Origin of the sequence: Streptomyces sp. NBC_01723 (assembly GCF_036246005.1) — a bacterium.
GTDB lineage: Bacteria > Actinomycetota > Actinomycetes > Streptomycetales > Streptomycetaceae > Streptomyces.
The window spans coordinates 8398410-8416655 of the sequence record NZ_CP109171.1; the positions used below are offsets into that span (position 1 = coordinate 8398410).

The following is an 18246-nucleotide window of genomic DNA, read 5'->3' on the forward strand; positions in this document are numbered from 1 at the left end:
TAAGTGGTTAGCTTCAGTGGAGCATCCCGTGGATAACCTGTCAAGCGCATGTAAGGGGTTAGAATATGCGGACGGCTGTAACCTGTCAGTCTGCGAAGAGGGGTTAGGCAGTGGATGTGATGATCGACAGGGCGGCCGAGGAGAGGCTCCTGGAGCTGCTCAATACGACGCCCGTCGTGGAGGGCACTGTGCACGACGCCCTGGGCGCGCCCGACGAGGCCCGCGCCTGGGTGCGCGACCACGGCGGGGCCGGGACGCGTGAGGAGATCGCCTTCCTCGCCGAGGTGCGGGACGCGCTTCAGGGTGTCGTCCGGGGCGAGCGCGCGCCGGAGTCCCTGCGCGGGTTCCTCGACGGGGTCGACAGCGTGCCCGGCATCGAGGACGGCAGGCTGGAGTGGTCGCTACGGGTGCCCGCGGCGCGGCGTCTCGCGGTGGAGTCCGTACTGGCCTGGGCGCATCTGCAGGAGGCGAGGCCGGGACGGCTCAAGCCGTGCGGGAACCCCGAGTGCCGGCTCTTCCTGCTGGACCGGAGCAAGCCCAACAGCGCCCGGTGGTGCTCCATGGCCGAGTGCGGGAACCGGATGAAGGCCCGGCGCCACTACCAGCGGGTCAAGGACGCCCAGTCCTGAACCCCTCAGGCCGCGGCCCGCGCCTTCTCGTGCTTCCAGAAGCCCGAGAACGTGATGCGTTCCTTCGGCAGGCCGAGGCGGTGCAGGTGCCTGCGGCCCTCGGTGGCCAGCGTCGACTCGCCGACGACGAAGGCGTACCCCGTGGCCTCGGCGCGGGTGACCCGGCGCAGTGCGCCCAGGGCGGCGACGCCGGGGACGGAGGTGCTGTCCTCGCGCACGACCCAGGTGACGGTCACGCCGGGCGGGGCGTGCAGCTCGCGCCGGTCGGCCGCGGTGGGGATCTCCTGGATGAGCCGGCCCACCGCGTCGGCGGGGAGAGAGCGCAGGATGCCCGCCGTCGCGGGCAGGCCCGTCTCGTCGGCCACGACGGTGACCTCGGAGGCGTCCCGCGGGCAGTCGAAGAGGATCCCCTGGTCGAGCACGGCGAGCGCGTCGCCGGGCCGGGCGGCACAGGCCCAGATCGCGGCCCGGCCCTCGATCTCGCCCGTGGGCCCGCGGTGGACCACGAAGTCGATGTCCATCTCCGCGCCATCGCGGCGGAAGCCGGCCACGGAGTAGTTGGCGCAGTGCGGCCGTTCGGCCTCGGGGATGGCCAGGTACGGCTGCCACCACTGGGCGCCGGTGAACTCCGGGAGCCTGAGGGTGCGTTGGTGGGGGAGCTGGAGGAAGAGGCGGAACCAGTGGTCGTACCCCAACCACGGGAAGTCGCCGAGCCCCGGTCCGGTGACCGTGACGCGCTGCATGGACGGGGTGACCCGCTCGGTCCGCACCACGCGGGCGCGGAACATCTCGGGCTGCTGGGGCGTGAGCCGACGAACCTTCGCCATGAAGGGAAGGCTAGCCTAAGTTGCGTGCGATTCCGAGTCGGTGATCTCCAGACGCGCCCCCCGGGTGCGGTCGGACGCCGGTCCCGTCTCCAGTTCGACCACGCCCGCCTCGACGGCAAGGCGCAGGTCGCGCCCCACGGACGCCAGCGTCGCCGCGTCCACGTCGAAGACCGCGTCGGCCCGCTCGCCCGGCGCGAGGCGCACGCGGACGAACCCCCGCAGCTCGCGCACCCGTGGCCAGGACGTGCCTCCCGACACCCGGCGCAGGTACAGCTGCACCGTCTCGTCGGCCGGCCGCGTCCCGGTGTTGCGGACGGCGACCCGGCAGGTCAGGCGGGGCGCGTCCACGGCGACCCGGGCCCGCGACAGGCGCGGCGCCCCGTACTCGACGCTCGTGTACGACAGTCCGTGCCCGAAGGCGTAGCGGGGCGTCGCGCTCTGGTCGACGTAGCCGCGGTAGCGGTGGTCCTTGCCGTTGTAGAAGACGGGCAGTTGGGCGGCCGAGCGGGGCACGGACACCGGCAGCCGCCCGCGCGGCTCGGCGTCGCCGAACAGCACCTCGGCCACGGCGCGCCCGCCCCGCGGCCCCGGGTACCAGGTACTCAGCACCGCCGAGACCGGTGCGCCGACCTCGGGCAGGGCGTGCGGCCGGCCCTGCACCAGCACCACCACGACCGGCGTCCCGGTCGCCGACACCGCGGCCAGCAGGGCCCGCTGCGCCGGTGGCAGGGCAAGGTCCGCGAGGTCGACGCCCTCACCGCACGTCATGCCGGACGGCGCTCCGGCCCCGGTGACGGCCGCCCCGTTCTCCTCGAAGGCGGTGCCGGCGGTGCGGGCACTGGAACCGCCCAGCACCAGCACGGCGACGTCCGCGCCGGCGGCCAGTGCCACGGCCTCGGGCACCCGCGACACGTCGTCCCCCACCAGCTCGCACCCACGGGCGTACCCCACTTCGGTGCCGGGCGTGACGGCGGCACGGATGCCGTCCAGGACGGTGACGCCGTCACCGGGCCGCTGCGGTGCCGTGTAGTCGCCGATCTGCTGGGCGACGGAATCCGCGTTGGGCCCGAGCACCGCGATCCGCCGCGCGGCCCGGGACAGCGGCAGGACCCCGCCCTCGTGCGCGAGCAGCGTCACCGAGGCACGGGCGATCCGCTCGCCCAGGCCGCCGACGTCCGGCCGGCCGGGACGCCCTGGCCCGTCCTCGGGCCCCGGCCGCTCGAACAGACCGAGGCGGAACTTCAGCGTGAGCACCCGCGCCACCGCGGCGTCCAACGCGCCCTCGGACACCAGCCCCCGTTCCACGGCCTCGCCCAGCCGGGAGAAGCAGTCGTCCCACAGACCCAGATCGCAGCCGGCGTCCAGGGCCAGGGCCGCTGCCGACACGGGGTCACCCGTCAGCCGCACCAGCCGGTCGATCGCGGTTCCGTCCGCCATCACGACACCGTCGAAGCCCCACTCGTCGCGCAGCAGTTCGGTCAGCAGATACCGGTTGGCCACGCACGGCACGCCGTCGAACTCGTTGTAGGCGGCCATCACCCCGGCCGCGCCCGCCGCCACCCCGGCCCGGGCCGCCGCGAGGTGGATCTCGTGCAGCTCGCGGTGGCCCAGCTCCGTCGCCGCGCTGTTGCGCCCGCCGACCGTGGCGCCCTGGCCGGCGAAGTGCTTCAGCACCACGGCGACACCCGCCCGCCGCGCACCCTCGACCAGCGCCTCGGTCATCCGTGCCGCGAGGTAGGGGTCCTCGGCGAAGCACTCCTCGCTGCGCCCCCAGCGCGGATCACGTACGAGGTCCAGCGCGGACACCAGGGCGACGTGCGCGCCCCGGGCCCGCAGTTCGGCGCCCGCGCCGGCCACGGCATCCGCGTACAGCTCCGGATCCCAGGTGGCGCCGGCCGCCAGGTTGACCGGCAGCACCGTGCCGTCCAGCGCCTGGTGGCCGTGCGGCATCTCCTCGACCAGCAGGACGGGGATGCCCAGCCGGGTGTGGTCCCTGACGTGCCGCTGGACGGCCGCCGCCGTCAGGGCGCCGTCCCGGGCGTCCAGGCCGTCCTCGAGCCCGACGCCCGACCAGGCGTCCGCCCGCTGGAGTCCGTACAGCGCGCCCATGCCGTCGAAGGCGGCGATCTCCTCGCGGAACGCGTCCGTGAGGCGGTGGCCGTCCGGGCCGCGCTCGTAGGCGTGCCAGCCGTACATGCGCTGGTTGAGCTGGCCCACCTTCTCCGCCGGGGTCATGCGGTCCAGCAGGTCGCGGACGCGTTCCGGCACCGGCGCCGCCGGGTCGAGGTAGCGGGGGACGGTCATCGCAGCTCCAGGACGGCGACGCCGTACGCGTCGATCCGCACGTCCTCCACGGGTTCGCCGTCGGCCAGGCCGTGCAGCTTCCCCTCGGTCTCCGGGCGGACCACCAGCGGCCCGTCGCTCTGACTGACCAGCCAGACGAAGCGGCGGCCGTCCGCGTGCGCGACGACGTCCGCCGAGACGTGCGGATCGGCCACCGTGACGGGCCGCCGCGCGCCCGACACCCGGGCCAGCGCGGCGTACAGCCGGTGTGTGGCATCCGGGTTGACGCGCGCCGTCCGGGCCGCCATGTGCTCCAGCGGGTAGGTGGCCAGCACGGTACGGCCCGTGCCGGTCTCGTGCACCACCAGGGCGGGCCGGCCGTGCGCGTCCACGGCGACGACCCGGCCCGCGCGCGGCACCACGGGCAGGTAGGCGCGGCTGTCCTCGTTCCCCGCGACCGGGAAGCGCAGCACCTCTCCGGCGCGCAGGCCGCCGAAGTCCTCGGTGAACGTCATCTCCAGCATGTCGTCCTCGATCGGCTCGGCGACGCCGTAGGACAACTGCAGCTCCACCCCGAAGAGCCCGTCCAGGTCGTCGAACCAGGGGCCACGCGTGCCCGGGTGCTCGCCGGAGCAGAACGACAGGTACACGGTGGCGCCGTCGGCGGCCCGGCGGGCCAGCTCCCGGCGGGTACGCGTGGTGAGCTGCCGGGTCGCGGGCAGCAGGTAGAGCGACGCCTCGCCGGGCAGCCCGTCGGCCTCGCGCGTGAGGGCGACGGGAAGGTCGGCGGCGCGCGCCGTGACGTAACCCTGGTGCAGGGACGTGAAGATGAGCGGCCGGTCGGCGGGGCGGCTGTACGGGTAACCGCGTTCCAGGAAGGCGGGCACCACCAGCGCGGCGTCGGCCTCCGTGCGGGCGCAGTTCGGGAAGTCCACGGCCTTCAGCACGTCGGCGAAGGCGGCCAGTTCACGCAGCGGTTCCTTGGGCGCGCCCGTGGAGTCGGTGATGCCGAAGTGCATCTCGAAGGGGTGGTGGTCGTAGGGGGACTGGTCCCACAGGTCGTCGTAGTCGGTGTTGTTCCAGGCGATCCAGCCGGTGGCCCCGCCCAGCAGCGAGTTGTGCAGGGTCTGGCGGTAGAAATGGCCCGCGTTGGCGGCCGAGACGGTGTCGGTGGACAGCCCGAACTCCTCCAGCACCACGGGCTGCCCGGTCACCGCGGCCAGCTCGCACTCGAAGGCCGCGCGGTAGTGCTGCCGCGGCCGGTCGGTGTCGGAGCGGTACACGTGCGGGCCGACGAAGTCGACGTACTCGGCGGTCTCCCGCAGCGAGAAGCCGTTGTCGCGGCCGGTGACCTCGATGCCCCACGCCCCGTCGCCCAGCGACACCGGCTGCGTCGCCCCGGTCGCGCGCACCGCGTTGCACATGGCCTGGGCCCAGGCGGTCACCACGTCGGCCGACGGCGGGTCCACCTGGTAGATCCGCCCGTAGCCGGGCATCTCGTTCGTGATCAGCCAGCCCGCGACCGCCGGGTGGTCCTTGAAACGGCGTGCCATGCGGGAGACGAACCACGCCTGGCGGCCGACCATCCACACGTCCTCGTACAAATCGCGGTTGCCGCGCCAGGCCGGGTCCCAGTTCTCACCGGACATGTGGCCGACGATGAACGTGGGTACCGTCCCCATGCCCGCTTCGAGGTGGGCGTCCAGGAAGTCGTCGAACCGCGCGCACAGTTCGTCGTCGACGCGGTCCGGCTCCGGGTGGAAGTCGGGCCAGTAGAAGAACGACCGGGTCATGTTCAGTCCGTGGTCGCCCAGTACGCGCAGTTCCTCGCGGACGGTCTTCGGGTCGTAGTTGCGCCACATCAGCGGACCGCCGGTGCGGGACCAGAAGTTGGCGCCGAGCCAGGGCAGGACGGCGGGCTGGTGGGTGAGCTGGGCGCTGTCGCGTCGCATGGTCCTTCTCGCGTGGTGGGGGTTCGGGTGGTGCGTGGCCGCGGGTGCGTCGCGGCCGTGGGGTCAGCCGGGGTGGCCCGTGGCGCCGCCCCCGGGCGGGGCGGGGCCGGTGGACTCACGGACGACCAGCCGCGGCCGCCCGTCCAGGCCGGTCTCCTCGACCGGCTCGCCGCACAGGGCCAGCAGCATGCGGGCGGCTGCCGCGCCGACCCGCTGCACCTGCTGGTCGACGGTGGTCAGCCGGGGATGGAGCCAGCTGCCGAGCGGCAGGTTGTCGTAGCCGACCACGGACACGTCCCGGGGTACGGCCAGCCCGGCGCGCTGCGCGGTGCCGATGCCGCACACCGCCATCGAGTCGTTCGCGTACACCAGCGCGGTGGGCCGGTCGTCCGCCGCGAGCAGCGCCTCGGTGGCTCCGACGGCGTGCCGCTCGCTGAAGTCGGTCGGCAGGACCGCGAAGGGGCGCAGCCCGGCCGCGCGCAGGGCGTCCTCGAAGGCGGCCCTGCGCACCCGGGTGTGCTGGAGCTCCGGTGGCCCGCTGACGTAGGCGACGCGCCGGTGGCCGAGCTCCAGCAGATGTGCGACGGCCTCGGCGATCCCCGCCCCCTGGTCCCGCAGGCCGACCCGCGGCACGACGCCCGTGCCGTCCGGCGCGCCCAGCAGCACCGCGGGCAGCCCCAGCCGGTCCAGTAGGGCGGGGCGGGCGTCCTCGTCGCGGGCGTCGGTGAGCACCGCCCCGTCCACCCGGCCCTCGGCCGCGAGCCGTTCGTAGAGCGCGTACTCCTCCCGATGACCGCTCACCAGGTGCAGCAGCAGACCGTAGCCGCGCGGCGCCAGCTCGCCCTCTATGCCGGTGATCAGCTCACTGAAGTGCGGGTCGGAGCCCAGCACGTCGGTGGGCCGCCGGACCACCAGGGCCAGGCTGCGGGTACGGGCGTTGCGCAGCGCCGCCGCCGGGGCGTTGGGGCTCCACCCCAGCTCCAGCGCGGCGTCGAGGATGCGGCGGCGCGTCGCCTCGGAGAGCCGGCCCTTGTTGTTGAACGCCTGCGAGACGGCGGCGGTCGACACGCCGGCCGCGGCGGCGACCTCCTTGATCGTCGGCCGTCGGCCCGGCCGCTCGGTGGACACGCTCACGACTTCACCGCCCCGCTGACCAGGGCCTGCTGCATGCGCTTCTGGAGCACCGTGTAGACGATCCACACCGGCACCAGGGTCAGCACCGTGCCCGCCGTCAGGACGCCGTAGTCCGTGCCGGTGATCGACTTGAGCGTGGGCAGCGCCACCTGGACCGTGCGCTGCGCCGGGTCCGGACCGATGATGACCAGCGAGTACAGGTACTCGTTCCAGAAGGTCAGGAAGTTCAGCAGCAGCACCGTGGCGATGCCCGGCAGGCACATCGGCGTGTAGACGTGGCGCAGCACCGCGAAGGTCGACGCCCCGTCCAGCCGGGCGGCCTCCTCCATCTCCGGCGGGATGGTGCGCATGAACTGCACCAGGATCACCACCGACAGCGGCAGCGCCGTCGCCGGCAGGAAGAGCACCATGAAGATCCGGGTGTGGAACAGCCCGGTGGCCGCCGCCAGCAGGAAGGTGGGGAAGAGCGCGGCGAAGGTGGGGATCAGGAAGCCCAGGGAGAAGACCTTCTCCACCAGCCCCGCCAGCCGCCCGGTCGAACGGGCCAGGGCGAACGCGGCCGGGATCGCCAGCAGCAGCGTCAGCGCCAGCGAGAACACCGTCACCAGCGCGGAGTTGACCACCGCGAGCCCCAGGTCGGCGCTGTCGAACGCGGTCCGGAAGTTGTCCAGGCCCAGCGAGGTGGGCGGGGCGAAGGGGTGGGCGAAGATCTCCTCGTTCGACTTGAACGCCGAGGCGAGGAAGTAGTACAGCGGGACGACGAGCAGCACCGCGTACGTCCACACCAGGACGTGGGCCGGGAGCCAGCGCTTGCCGAGCTTCATGAGTGCTGCTCCGATCAGTAGTTCTGGCGGAAGACACGGCGGATCGTCAGCAGCCCGACGAGGCCGGCGAGGAAGAGCAGGACGCCCACCGTCTGGCTGTAGCCGAGGTCCGCGGCGATGAACGCCTTCTGGTAGACGAGGAACGACAGGGTGGTGGACGACGTCCCCGGACCGCCCTGTGTCAGCAGCAGCACGTGCTGCGCCGAGCCGAACAGCGTCCACAGGAACTGGAGCATCGTCACCACGCCCACGTAGTCGCGGATCACCGGGAAGTGCACCGACCACATCGTCCGCCAGTGGCCCGCCCCGTCCAGCTGTGCGGCCTCGCCCAGCTCGTCCGGCACACTGCCCAGCCGGGCCGCGAACAGGACGGCGGTGAAGCCGATGCCGCTCCAGACGTCCAGGGCGATCAGACACGCCAGCGCCGTCGAGGGCGAGGCCAGCCACGCGTCGGTGAGCGAACCCAGGCCGATGCCCGTCAACGCCCCGTTGAGCAGGCCGTCCGGGGACAGGGCGGCGTAGAAGACCATCGCCTTCGCGGGCGTCGAGATCAGCCCCGGGATGAAGAGCAGGTACCGCAGGACGCGGTGCCCGGGCGGCCGTTGGGCGACGTAGTACCCCAGCATGTACGCGCACACGATCATCACGGGCAGGGCGACGGCCAGTTGTACGACCGTGTTGCGGACCGCGTCCCAGAACACCGGGTCGTCCAGGACCACCCGGACGTTGTCGAGGCCCGCGAAGGACACCGGCTGGAGCATGCCCGGCCAGTGCAGGGCCGCGATCACGAAGATCGCGAGCAGCGGCCCGACCATGAACACGAGGTACCACGCGAGTGCGGGGACCGCGAGGACGGTGCCGCCCTGCCGCCGGCGCCCGCGCGGTGCGGAGGCGGGCGAGGGCGGGGGTGCGGACCGACGGGCCGCGCTGCCGTCCGGCGTCGTCGTGAGCGTCGTCATGCGGTGACTCCCGGAGTACGGGGGGCGGATACGAGGGGGACCGGGCGGTTCATGCGGACCGGTACGCGGACTCGAGGGCGGCGCGCACGCGGGCCGCGCCGGTGCCCCGGGTGAAGGACGTGCTGGTCGCGGTGATCAGCTGCTGCGCTGCGGCGGGCGGCACGTACACGTCGGGGAGGAGGACCTGGCTCACCTCGGAACCGAGCCGCTGGGCCGCACCCACGAGGGGGAAGTCGTTACTCACGGCGTCCGTGCGAAGGGCCATGTCCCGGCCGCTCTCCGTCACGAACCGGGCCACCGTGTCGGGCCGGTACATGAACCGCAGGAACTTCTCGACCTGCTCGATCTTGCGCACGCCGTTGGGGCTGATCCAGAAACCGATGAGGGTGTAGGCGCGGATGACGGTCGGGCCCTCGTGCGCCGCGCCGTCGGCCAGGGGCCAGCCGCCCACCTCGGTGTGCCGGGCCACCTTCTCCGGCACCTTGGCGAGCGCCGAGGACATCGCCGACTGGACCGCCGCCTCCTCGGTGTTGAACTGCGTGTTCATCGAGTCGGACGTGAGCCCCTGCGCCTTGTCCGCGAAGACTCCTGCGTCGCGCAGGTGCGTGAAGTACTCGATGCCCCGGCGGGCGCCGCGGCCGCCGAAGTCGCCGGTGGAGTAGACGTGCCGGGCCTCCTCCTGCGACAGGAACGTCTGGATGATCTGCGCCATCAGTTTCTGCCCGGTCCAGTCGTTGCCGCCGACGGTCACGGGGGCGATGCCCTTGGCGCGGAGCTTGCGTGCCGCGGCGATCAACGCGTCCCCCGTGGTGGGGATCTCGTCGACGCCGGCCCGGTCGAGCAGGGCGCGGTTGTAGGCGACGGGCCAGTTCGTGGCGAAGTAGGGGAACGCCCTGACCCGGCCCTCGTCGTCGGTCCAGTCGGCCAGGGCGGCGGGCAGCACCCGGTCGCGCAGCCCCCAGTCGTCGAGGTAGGGGCGGACGTCGACGGTCGCGCCGACGTCCGTCCAGGCCAGCGTCTTGTCGTAGAGGTTGACCATCACGACGTCGGCCTCCTTGCGGGCCAGCCGGGAGGTCTCGTACACCTGGCCGAGGTCGTCGCCGTTGACGAGGTTCTTGACCTTCAGCCCCGGGTTCTCCTCGCGGAAGCGGTCGACGGCCGCGAGGTAGGTGGGGGAGCCCGGCGCGGTCGTGCCGAGCTGGGTGTGGACGACGAGGGTGTCCGGATCGGAGTCCGCCGACGCCAACGACGAACAGCCGGACAGAGCGGGCAGGGCAACGGCCGCAGCCAGGCCGGAACCGGCGGCGAACAGGTCGCGCCGAGTCAGCGAAGAGCGCACAGCGGGGGTCTCCAACCAAGCGGTTAACGATTGGTTAATCGATGTACCTCGTGAGGTGCGAGGACCATATGGAGTGGAGGGACCGCGGTCAAGGGGGTGACGCCGGGGACTTCGACGGGTCCGGTCAGGCCGTCGCGGTGTCGTCGGCGGCGATCCCGAGCCGGCCGGCCACGGTGGTGAGGGCCGCGCCCAGCGGGAGCGCGACCCGTACGACGGCCTCCCGGTCACCGCGGGTCGGGTCCCGGTTGACGATCAGCACCGGCGTGCCGGCGCGGGCCGCCTGGCGGACGAACCGCAGCCCCGACATCACCGTCAGCGAGGAGCCCAGGACCAGCAGAGTGGTGGCACCCCGGACCAGTTCGCGGCAGTGCTCCACGCGTGCGGGCGGGACGGCCTCGCCGAAGAACACCACGTCCGGTTTGAGGACGCCGCCGCACAGTGCGCAGGGCACCACGCGGAAGTCCCCGACCTGGTCGTCGGTGAGATCGGCGTCGCCGTCCGGATTGATCCCGGCGGCCACCGGCTCGAAGCCCGGGTTGGCCGCCTCCAGCCGCCGGGCGAGTTCGCGCCGCGGGCTGAACGCGCCGCAGGTCAGGCAGACGACGCGGTCCAGGCTGCCGTGCAGTTCGACGACGTCCTCGCTGCCGGCGGCCTGGTGCAGACCGTCGACGTTCTGGGTGATCACGCCGGCGAGCAGGCCCCGGTCCCCGAACGCGGCCACGGACCGGTGCCCGGCGTTGGGCCGCGCCCGGCCGAAGGTGCGCCAGCCGAGGTGACTGCGGGCCCAGTAGCGACGCCGGGCCGCCGCGCTGCCGGTGAAGTCCTGGTACGTCATCGGCGTGTGCCGGCTCAGGCTGCCGCCCTCGCCCCGGTAGTCGGGAATCCCCGACTCCGTCGAGATCCCGGCCCCGCTGAGCACCACCACCCCACCGGCGCCCAGCGCGTCGGCGACGGGCTCCAGGTCCGTCGTGCCCGGCGGCAGGTCCGCTCCCGGGGTCCAGCTCAGAGTGGGCCGCATACGCATGCGGCAAGGGTACGGAAACCGGGCGCCCTTCCGGACGCCGGGGCGTGTCCGTTGTTCGCTTCGGGCGGGGACCGGGACGTGCCCGGTGCCTGCTGGGTGCGGCTGCGGCCCGCGCTGGTCGAACCGCGCCGGGCCGCGCCGGGCGACCCACCCCCGGCCGCGCCCGGCGACCCGCTCCGACATGCCCTTCCCCGGGCCGGGTGACACACTTGCACTGGCCAGGCCCGCGGGTGGCTGACGCCCGTACGGAGGCGTCCTGGTCCGGGAGTGGTCGATGTTCCGCAAGCGTCCCGCACCTGACGGTGAAGAGCTGCTGGCCCGGCTGGCGTCGCTGACCACTCAGGCCCGGGAGCTGGCCGAACTGCGCAGGTCCCAGATGGAGCTCGCGATCGCCCTGCAACGCGACATGCTGCCCGCCGACCTTCCCACGGTCCCCGGCTTCCACCTGGCCGCCTGCTACGCGCCCGCGTACGCCGGACTCAACGTGGGCGGCGACTGGTACGACGCCTTCGAGCTGCCCGACGGCCGCGTCGGGCTCTCCGTCGGTGACGTGCAGGGCCACGCCATCGACGCGGCGGCGTTCATGGGCCAGGTCCGCGTCGGCCTGCGGGCGCTCGCCTCCGTGACGAGTCAGCCGGGGGACCTGCTCGCCTGGACCAACGACCTCGTCCTGTCCCTGAACAAGGACCTCTTCGCCACCTGCACCTTCATCCGCTTCGACCCGGCCACGGGCGTCCTGGAGAGCGCGCGGGCCGGCCACATCCCCTGTGTCCGGGCCGCCGCGGACGGCAGGGCCGAGGTCTGCCACGACGAGGGCGGGCCGCCGCTGGGCGTCCTGGAGGGGGCCGAGTATCCGGTGACCCGGTACCGGCTCGCCGCGGGCGGCGTGCTCGTCCTGGTCACGGACGGCGTCGTGGAGGGGCCGTCCCTCAGCATCGACGACGGGCTCGACAGGGTGGCGCGGCTGGCGGGCCTCGCGGCCGTCGCCGGCATGGATGCGCAGTCCCTCGCGGCCGCCGTGCTCAAGAACGCCGAGCTGATCGGACACGAGGACGACGCCGCCGTACTCGTCGTCGGCCATGGCGGACCCGCCGTTACGCCGTAGGGCGGGACGGGGCGCCTCTCACCTCGCTGACCGGCCGGGGCCGGTGTCTGATGGCTCCGTGGTGGATATCCGTGCATGGCCGCGACCGGTCGTCCTCCTCTGCGAGACGCTGCTCGTCGCCGGTTTCTACTACGCGGCGGGGCGACTGGGCCTGTCGCAGCAGCTGACCGCCGACGGGGCGATCGTCACGCCCATCTGGCCGCCCACCGGCCTCGCGGTGGCCTGTCTGCTGCTCTTCGGACCACGGTGCGTGCCCGGCATCGCGCTCGGCGCGCTGCTCGTCATCGTCTCCCTCGGCAGGCCCGGACTCTCGGCCGTCGGGATCGTGGCCGGCAACACCGCGGCCCCCGTCTGCTCCTACCTGATGCTGCGGGCGGTCGGTTTCCGCGTGAGCCTGAGCCGCCTGCGCGACGGGCTGTCGCTGGTCTTCCTGGGTGCGCTGACGGCCATGCTGATCAGTTCGGCGGTGGGCGTCGGGATGCTCGTCCTGTCGGACAAGCTGCCGTCGAGCGACCTCTGGCTCGTCTGGCTCGCGTGGTGGGTCGGCGACGCGACGGGCGTCGTGCTCGTCACGCCGCTGCTGCTGCTCCTGCACCGCGCGCGGCTGCCGCCGCCGTCCGCCCGGTGGACCGAGGCCGTGGGGCTCGCCGTCGTCGTCGGCGTACTGGTCCCGCTGATCATGTACAGCACGGTCAGCCTGCTCTTCCTGGTCTACCCCCTGCTGATCCTTTCCGTGCTGCGCTTCCAGCTGGCGGGCGCCATACCGTGCGCCCTTTTCGCCTCGGTGACGGCCACCGTCGTGGCCCGGGAGGAGGTCGGCGCCTTCGGCGCGCTCAGTGACATCGAGACGTTGATGAGACTCCAGGCGTTCAACGGCACGCTGGGGCTCACCGCGCTCCTGCTGTCCGCGGTGATCAGCGAGCAGCTCAACACCCGGCGGTCGGTGGAACGGGCCTGCAAGGAGCTGGTCGAGGCCTTGCAGCACCTGAACGCCGGGGGCTCCCAGAACCCGGGGGCACCCGGCGGGGACGTCCGCTGAGCGCGGCGGCGGCGTGCCCCGCAGGCTCCCCGAGCTTGGCCGGGTCCCACAGCAGGAAGGGCACCACGGTCCCGTCCCCTGTGCACGGGCGCATGTCGTCGGGGGCGCCGGCGCCGGTGAGCCTCACGCCGTCCGTGTGTCCGGTGCCGTCCCGCGGCCCAGGGTGCGGTCGAAGACGGTCAGCAGGAGGAACACCACCCCGGCGCCGAGCATGACCCAGGCCAGCGTGTGCATGCCGCCGGTGTCCGCGTGCTGCCCGAAGGCCGCCGCGCTCGCGGCAGAGGCGATCATGGAGCCTACGTAGGCGAAGGTCCGCAGCAGACCGGCGGAGGACGCCGTGCGCTCGGGATCGGCCTGGAAGTAGACCGAGTTCTGCAAGGCCAGGTTGTTGAGCCCCTGCGGGACGCCGAAGACCAGGGCGACCAGGAGCAGCATCCACAGCGGGCTCTCAGCCGTGAGCGTGAGGATCAGCACGCAGGCGACGATCTGCCCCGCCGCGCCGAGCAGCAGCTTCCCGCGCACACTCCGGCTGCGCCCGGAGACGACCGAGACGCCGATCGCCAGCAGGAACATCGGGATCTGCGCCAGCCCGGCACGGAAGGGCGACAGCCCGAAGCCCTCCTCCGTCCACTGGGTGAAGCCGTAGCGGAAGGCGTACGCGACGACGTAGGCCACGAGCGCGCGCCCGTACGTGGCGAGCAGCGGGGTGTTGCCGCCCAGGACCCGCAGGTCGATGAAGGGGGTGGCGGCCCGCAGCTCCCGGGCCGCGAAGGCCGCGCCCGCGGCGACGGTGATCGCCATCAGGTACCAGTCGCGCAGGTGCAGGTTCATCAGGAAGAGCAGCAGCGAGACGAGCGTCGCGGCGAACAGCGCCATGCCGGGCAGGTCGAGCTGCGCGGCCGTCCGTCCGTGCCGCGGGCGCCCGGCCCCGTCGGCCGGCTTGGGCAGGCGCAGCATCCCCAGTACCACCGCGGCGACGGCCAGGGGCACGTTCAGCGCGAACGTGGTGCGCCAGCCCCCGGCGGCGATCAGCAGACCGCCCAGCAGCGGGCCGACGACGGCGATGGTCTGGTTGGCGACCGCCAGCGCGGTCAGTACCCCGCCGGGACTGTCCCGCCCGGTGCGCTCGGCCTCGCCACGCAGCAGCGCCATCGCCGCGGGGTAGCCGGCGCAGGTGCCGAAGCCGAGCAGGACCCGCGCGGCGATCAGTACGCCGAGGTTCGGTGCCAGGGCGCCGACGACTCCGGCCGCGCCGACCAGGCCGGTACTGAGGAGGAAGAGCCTGCGCGGGCCGAAGAGGTCGATGAGCCGGCCCACGACCGGCTGTCCGAGCGAGGTGGCCAGGTAGAGCGCGGAGACCAGCCAGGCGGTCTGCGAGGCCGGCGCTCCCAGGGCGCTGCCGATGGGGACGAGGGCGACGGCGATGATCGTCGAGTTGACCGGGTTGAGGACCGAACCGAGCAGCATCGGCGGCAGCAGCCGCCGGTCGAAGCCGGGCCGGTCCTCCTCGCGCGTCCGGGCCGCCGTCTGCTCAGTCACGGGTGAGTCGCTCCAGGACGGCCATGGCCGCGATCACCGCCCGGCGCTCTTCCTCCGTGCACTTGTCCTGCAACTGGCCGGCGAGCCACTCCTTGCGTGCCTGCCGGTCCTCTTCGACCCGCCGACGGCCCTCGGCGGTCAGCGTGATCAGCAGGCGCCGCCCGTCGTCCGGGTCGGGCCGCCGCTCCACCAGTCCCAGGGCGGCCAGCGGAGCGATGGTCGCCGTCATCGACTGGTGCCGCACCCCTTCGCCGGCGGCGAGTTCGCTGGCCGTGACCCCGCCGCGGTCGGACAGGCGGGCGAGGAGGGTCGCCTGTCCCACGGTGATGTCCTCCGCCTCGGACGCCTTCAGGATGCGGCGCCGCAGACGCCTGATGACCGCGCGGACCTCGCGGGACGCCTCGACCGCCGACGGCGACAGGTACTGGTTCTCGCTCATGCGCACAGGTTAACTTCCACAGCCTCAGCTGTACAGATAAACCTGTATAATTTGCCGGCCCGGCCCGGCTTCGCCCGGGCCCCGCACCGCGGGCTGCTGGGGCGCGACGGCGCCGACCACCGGGCCGTGGCCGACGCCGTCGACCTCTGCGGCGTACGCCCCTACGCAGAACGGGACTTCGCCTCACTGGCCGGCGTCGAGCACCAACGCGTCCTGCTGGCACGGGCGCTCGTCCAGCGCCCGCGCCTGCTCGTCCTGGACGAACCGACCAACCACCTCGACATCCGGGCCCGCTTCGCTCTGCTGGACCTGATCCGCGCCACCGGGATCACCACCCTCGCCGTCCTCCACGACCTCGGCCTCGCCGCCCCGGCTCTGCGACCACCTGGTCGTCCTGCACGACGGAACCGTGGTGGCGGCCGGACCCGTCCTGGACGTCCTGACCCCGAAGACCCTCGCCGAGGTGTTCGGCGTGCGCGGGACCACGGAGCGGCACGCGGACGGCGTCATCCGCGTCACCTACGACGCGCGGCCCCTCGCGGACCGTGAGGCGGCGCACACCGTTTCGTCGCCGGGCACCTGAGGCGTGCGCTCCCACCTGCCTTCGTCGCCCCGGACGCCCCGCCCGCCGGGTGCCAGGACGAGGCGTCATGTCTGCCGGCGGGGTTCTGCGCATCGTGCGGGCCGCGATGTTCGCGGCCGTCGGTGTGGTGCTCGCCGCCGTGGGACACGTCCTCATGCCCGGTACCGGACTGCCCTGGTGGGTCCTGGCGCCGTCACGCGTGGGGCCGGCCGGCTCCGTGCGGGCTCAGCCGGTGCGCAGGACGCGGAAGTGGTCGGGGCGCGCCGGATCCCGGTCCACGACCTGGACCGGCGGCCAGGCCCACTGCACGACGCCGATGCCGGGCGTGCGGGTGAACCGGATCCGCCCCCGGGTGCCTTCGACGTCGACCCGGGACCAGGACCCGGCGGTGCCCGCCGGTTCCGCACCGCCCCCGCGCAGCACGTCGGCGAGGACGGCGACCGTGTCGTAGCCCTCGAAGGCGACGAAGGAAGGCGCCTCGTCCAGCCGTGCGCGAAGGGCCGCCTCGACCCGCGCGCCGAGCGGGCCGAGCCGCTCGGGCAGGTAGCGCAGGAACGGGACCCCGGAACCGTCGGCGCCCAGCGCCCCGGCCCATTCGGCGAACTCCGGCTGCCCGGCCGGGGCACCGAGCGTCAGCCCGGCCAGTCGCGGGTCGCGGCGCACGGCCCTGACCACGGGGACCGCCGGATCCGGGTGGCCGAGCAGAAGGAGAAGGGCCGTCGCGCCGTGGTCGGCGAGCGCGTCGCACAGGGCCGCGGGGGAGAGCGCGCTCATGTCGAACTCGGTGACGGTGGCGCCGCGGGGAGCCAGGTGCTCCCGCAGGAGGCGAGTCCCGGACGACCAGTACACACTCGGCTGGGTCGCCACGGCGACACGGCGGTGGCCCGCGCCGAGCAGGAAGTCCCCGTAGATGCGCCACCCGTGGGACTGCGCCGGGGCGAGCCGCGCCACCCGGTCCGTGGGCCGTTCGGTGAGCGTGTCCAGTACCGCCGACGAGCAGAGGTACGGCACGCCGAGCGCGTCGGCTCTCGAAGCCGCGGCACGGGCGACGACGCTGTGGTACTCACCGGCCAGGGCGGCCACGCCCAGGCCGGCCAGCTCCTCCACGGCCGCCGCGGCCTTCGCCGGATCGGCCGCGGTGTCCCGGACCACCAGCTCGAGCGGCCCACCGGCCACCCCGCCACTGTCGTTGACCTCGTCCACGGCCAGTTCGAGGCCGGCGAGCAGATGGCGGCCCGCCTCGACCCAGCCCGGCCGGGTCAGTGGAACGAGGGCGCCGATCCGGACGGACGACCCGCCGGCCCGCGCTGCTTCGAAGGGGGTGTTCACGCGACCACGTCTCCTCGGTTGATCGTTGGCCATTGCATCCGTCGCCACGGCCGACGGGCAGACCAATTTTCCCGCGTCCCGCCCGGAACCCGGAGCCGGATCGTCCCGACTCCTGTACCGGTACGGCCCGATCAGGCGGAAGCCGTACGACCTGATCGGGAGATGGGACAGATGACGCAGAGCCGGCACCCCGCATCCAGTCCGGCGACCGCCCCGCCGCGCAGCTACCTTCCCCCACCCGCGCTGTGCGGGTTCCTGGTGCTGCTGGTGCTGGTGTTCGCGGTGTCCTACGGAGTGGGCAGGAGCGTCGGCCCGGTCGCGCCGGGCATGCACGGTCCCGCAACGACGGACGGCGGCACCGGCGACGGCGACCAGGGCGGCACGGACGACATGGACATGGGCGGGGGGCACGGACACTGATGGCCACCGAACCGGTCTCCGTCGAGGTCGTGACCGAGATCGCCGTCGGCGGTATGACGTGCGCGGCGGTGCTTCGTCCTAACCGCGCCCGTCGTCGTCTCGAAGACCTCCGGGTGGGCCAGGTCTTCGTCGTACGGGCCTCGGCCGCCCTCGCCCCGTTCTGCGCCGCCGTCCCGGCGCTCGGCGCCCTCTCGGTCTGGACCGCGTACGGCCACGCCGGCAGCCCTCCCCGCATCGAGGTCACCGAGGCCCGGCTCTACCTGCCCTCGCCCGGAATCCCGGAGACCGCCGCGTTCTTCACGATCGGCAATGGCGGGGGCGCGCAGGACCGCCTGGTCGAGGTGACCTCCCCCCGAGGTCACCGGGGACATCACCTTCAGCAGGCACCGGACGACGCCCGGCGGAGCCGCGTACCGCCAGGGGACGGACGCGCCGTCCGTCCCCGTGGGCGCCGCCCTCGACATGTCGCCGCACACCAGCGACGTGACCGTCCCGGCGCGGGAAGGCTGGCGCGACGGAGACCTGGTGCCGTTCACCCTGCGCTTCGAACACAGCGGCCGGATCGAGGCCGTCGCGGTGGTCGTCCGTCCCGGCGCCGGCTGAGGGGAGCGCGGACAGCACGGGGGCGCGGTCTTTCGCTCAGGCTGCAATGACTTGCTCACGACAAGTCGGGCGATCCATCATGCGGCGACCGGTGTGCGCGAACTCCTCTCCCGCGCGGGCCCGTTCGCGAGACCGGTCGGCCGCGCACCCCCGGTGCCCGCGCGGCCACCGCCGGGCCGCCCGCAGAAGACTCCCGGCCGCACGCGAACCGCCCCCAC

General features: G+C 73.4%; 16 protein-coding genes and 1 pseudogene. 6 read left to right on the forward strand and 11 right to left on the reverse strand.

The features are described from left to right. The first annotated feature begins 119 nt into the window (after window positions 1–119). The gene (locus OIE75_RS38985) at window positions 120–629 is read left to right on the forward strand and encodes a CGNR zinc finger domain-containing protein (RefSeq protein WP_329474156.1); all 510 of its coding nucleotides are present in this window, start codon (window positions 120–122) and stop codon (window positions 627–629) included. Between the two features lie 5 nt (window positions 630–634). Here the strand turns inward: OIE75_RS38985 and OIE75_RS38990 are convergent, their stop codons facing one another. The 8 genes from OIE75_RS38990 to OIE75_RS39025 all read right to left on the reverse strand — a co-directional run bounded on the left by OIE75_RS38990 (window position 635) and on the right by OIE75_RS39025 (window position 10971). After that, window positions 635–1456 carry a siderophore-interacting protein gene (locus OIE75_RS38990; protein ID WP_329473749.1) on the reverse strand — a complete coding sequence of 274 codons (822 nt, stop codon included), beginning with the start codon at window positions 1454–1456 and terminating at the stop codon, window positions 635–637. A gap of 15 nt (window positions 1457–1471) precedes the next feature. Continuing rightward, window positions 1472–3760 carry a glycoside hydrolase family 3 N-terminal domain-containing protein gene (locus OIE75_RS38995; protein WP_329473750.1) on the reverse strand — a complete coding sequence of 763 codons (2289 nt, stop codon included), beginning with the start codon at window positions 3758–3760 and terminating at the stop codon, window positions 1472–1474. Beyond that, complete coding sequence (locus tag OIE75_RS39000) at window positions 3757–5691, reverse strand: glycoside hydrolase 5 family protein (RefSeq protein WP_329473751.1); 1935 nt, start codon at window positions 5689–5691, stop codon at window positions 3757–3759. Before OIE75_RS39000 ends, OIE75_RS38995 begins: the two co-directional genes overlap by 4 nt. 63 nt (window positions 5692–5754) lie before the next feature. Next, complete coding sequence (locus OIE75_RS39005; RefSeq protein WP_329473752.1) at window positions 5755–6825, reverse strand: LacI family DNA-binding transcriptional regulator; 1071 nt, start codon at window positions 6823–6825, stop codon at window positions 5755–5757. Then, a complete protein-coding gene (locus OIE75_RS39010) occupies window positions 6822–7649 on the reverse strand; it encodes a carbohydrate ABC transporter permease (protein WP_307017056.1) in 828 nt (275 codons plus the stop codon). The genes OIE75_RS39005 and OIE75_RS39010 overlap by 4 nt, the downstream gene beginning before the upstream one ends. Window positions 7650–7663: 14 nt before the next feature. Then, window positions 7664–8608, reverse strand: a complete 945-nt coding sequence (locus tag OIE75_RS39015; protein ID WP_125493806.1) for a carbohydrate ABC transporter permease — start codon at window positions 8606–8608, stop codon at window positions 7664–7666. A gap of 49 nt (window positions 8609–8657) precedes the next feature. Then, a complete protein-coding gene (locus OIE75_RS39020; RefSeq protein ID WP_329473753.1) occupies window positions 8658–9947 on the reverse strand; it encodes an ABC transporter substrate-binding protein in 1290 nt (429 codons plus the stop codon). A gap of 124 nt (window positions 9948–10071) precedes the next feature. After that, on the reverse strand, window positions 10072–10971 hold the full coding sequence (locus OIE75_RS39025) for an NAD-dependent protein deacetylase (protein ID WP_329473754.1): 900 nt from the start codon (window positions 10969–10971) through the stop codon (window positions 10072–10074). A gap of 274 nt (window positions 10972–11245) precedes the next feature. On the opposite strand from OIE75_RS39025, the gene OIE75_RS39030 reads away from it, so the two are divergent. After that, a complete protein-coding gene (locus OIE75_RS39030; RefSeq protein ID WP_307017062.1) occupies window positions 11246–12076 on the forward strand; it encodes a PP2C family protein-serine/threonine phosphatase in 831 nt (276 codons plus the stop codon). A gap of 58 nt (window positions 12077–12134) precedes the next feature. After that, window positions 12135–13115 (forward strand): MASE1 domain-containing protein, encoded by a 981-nt coding sequence (locus OIE75_RS39035; RefSeq protein WP_329473755.1) that lies wholly within the window; start codon window positions 12135–12137, stop codon window positions 13113–13115. A gap of 123 nt (window positions 13116–13238) precedes the next feature. Here the strand turns inward: OIE75_RS39035 and OIE75_RS39045 are convergent, their stop codons facing one another. Together OIE75_RS39045 and OIE75_RS39050 are read right to left on the reverse strand one after the other, a co-directional pair. Beyond that, window positions 13239–14582: an MFS transporter gene (locus OIE75_RS39045; RefSeq protein WP_329474157.1), complete on the reverse strand. Its 1344-nt coding sequence runs from the start codon at window positions 14580–14582 to the stop codon at window positions 13239–13241. A gap of 64 nt (window positions 14583–14646) precedes the next feature. Then, complete coding sequence (locus tag OIE75_RS39050) at window positions 14647–15093, reverse strand: MarR family winged helix-turn-helix transcriptional regulator (protein WP_307017066.1); 447 nt, start codon at window positions 15091–15093, stop codon at window positions 14647–14649. On the opposite strand from OIE75_RS39050, the pseudogene OIE75_RS39055 reads away from it, so the two are divergent. Beyond that, window positions 15079–15676 (forward strand): annotated as a pseudogene (locus tag OIE75_RS39055) (ABC transporter ATP-binding protein). The gene OIE75_RS39050 and the pseudogene OIE75_RS39055 overlap by 15 nt on opposite strands. A 225-nt stretch (window positions 15677–15901) precedes the next feature. Here the strand turns inward: OIE75_RS39055 and OIE75_RS39060 are convergent. Continuing rightward, window positions 15902–17005: an ABC transporter substrate-binding protein gene (locus tag OIE75_RS39060; RefSeq protein WP_329473756.1), complete on the reverse strand. Its 1104-nt coding sequence runs from the start codon at window positions 17003–17005 to the stop codon at window positions 15902–15904. Between the two features lie 171 nt (window positions 17006–17176). Between OIE75_RS39060 and OIE75_RS39065 the strand changes: the two genes are divergently transcribed. Beyond that, on the forward strand, window positions 17177–17425 hold the full coding sequence (locus OIE75_RS39065) for a hypothetical protein (protein WP_329473757.1): 249 nt from the start codon (window positions 17177–17179) through the stop codon (window positions 17423–17425). 444 nt (window positions 17426–17869) lie between these two features. Beyond that, window positions 17870–18028 (forward strand): hypothetical protein, encoded by a 159-nt coding sequence (locus OIE75_RS39070; RefSeq protein WP_329473758.1) that lies wholly within the window; start codon window positions 17870–17872, stop codon window positions 18026–18028. Window positions 18029–18246: the final 218 nt, after the last annotated feature.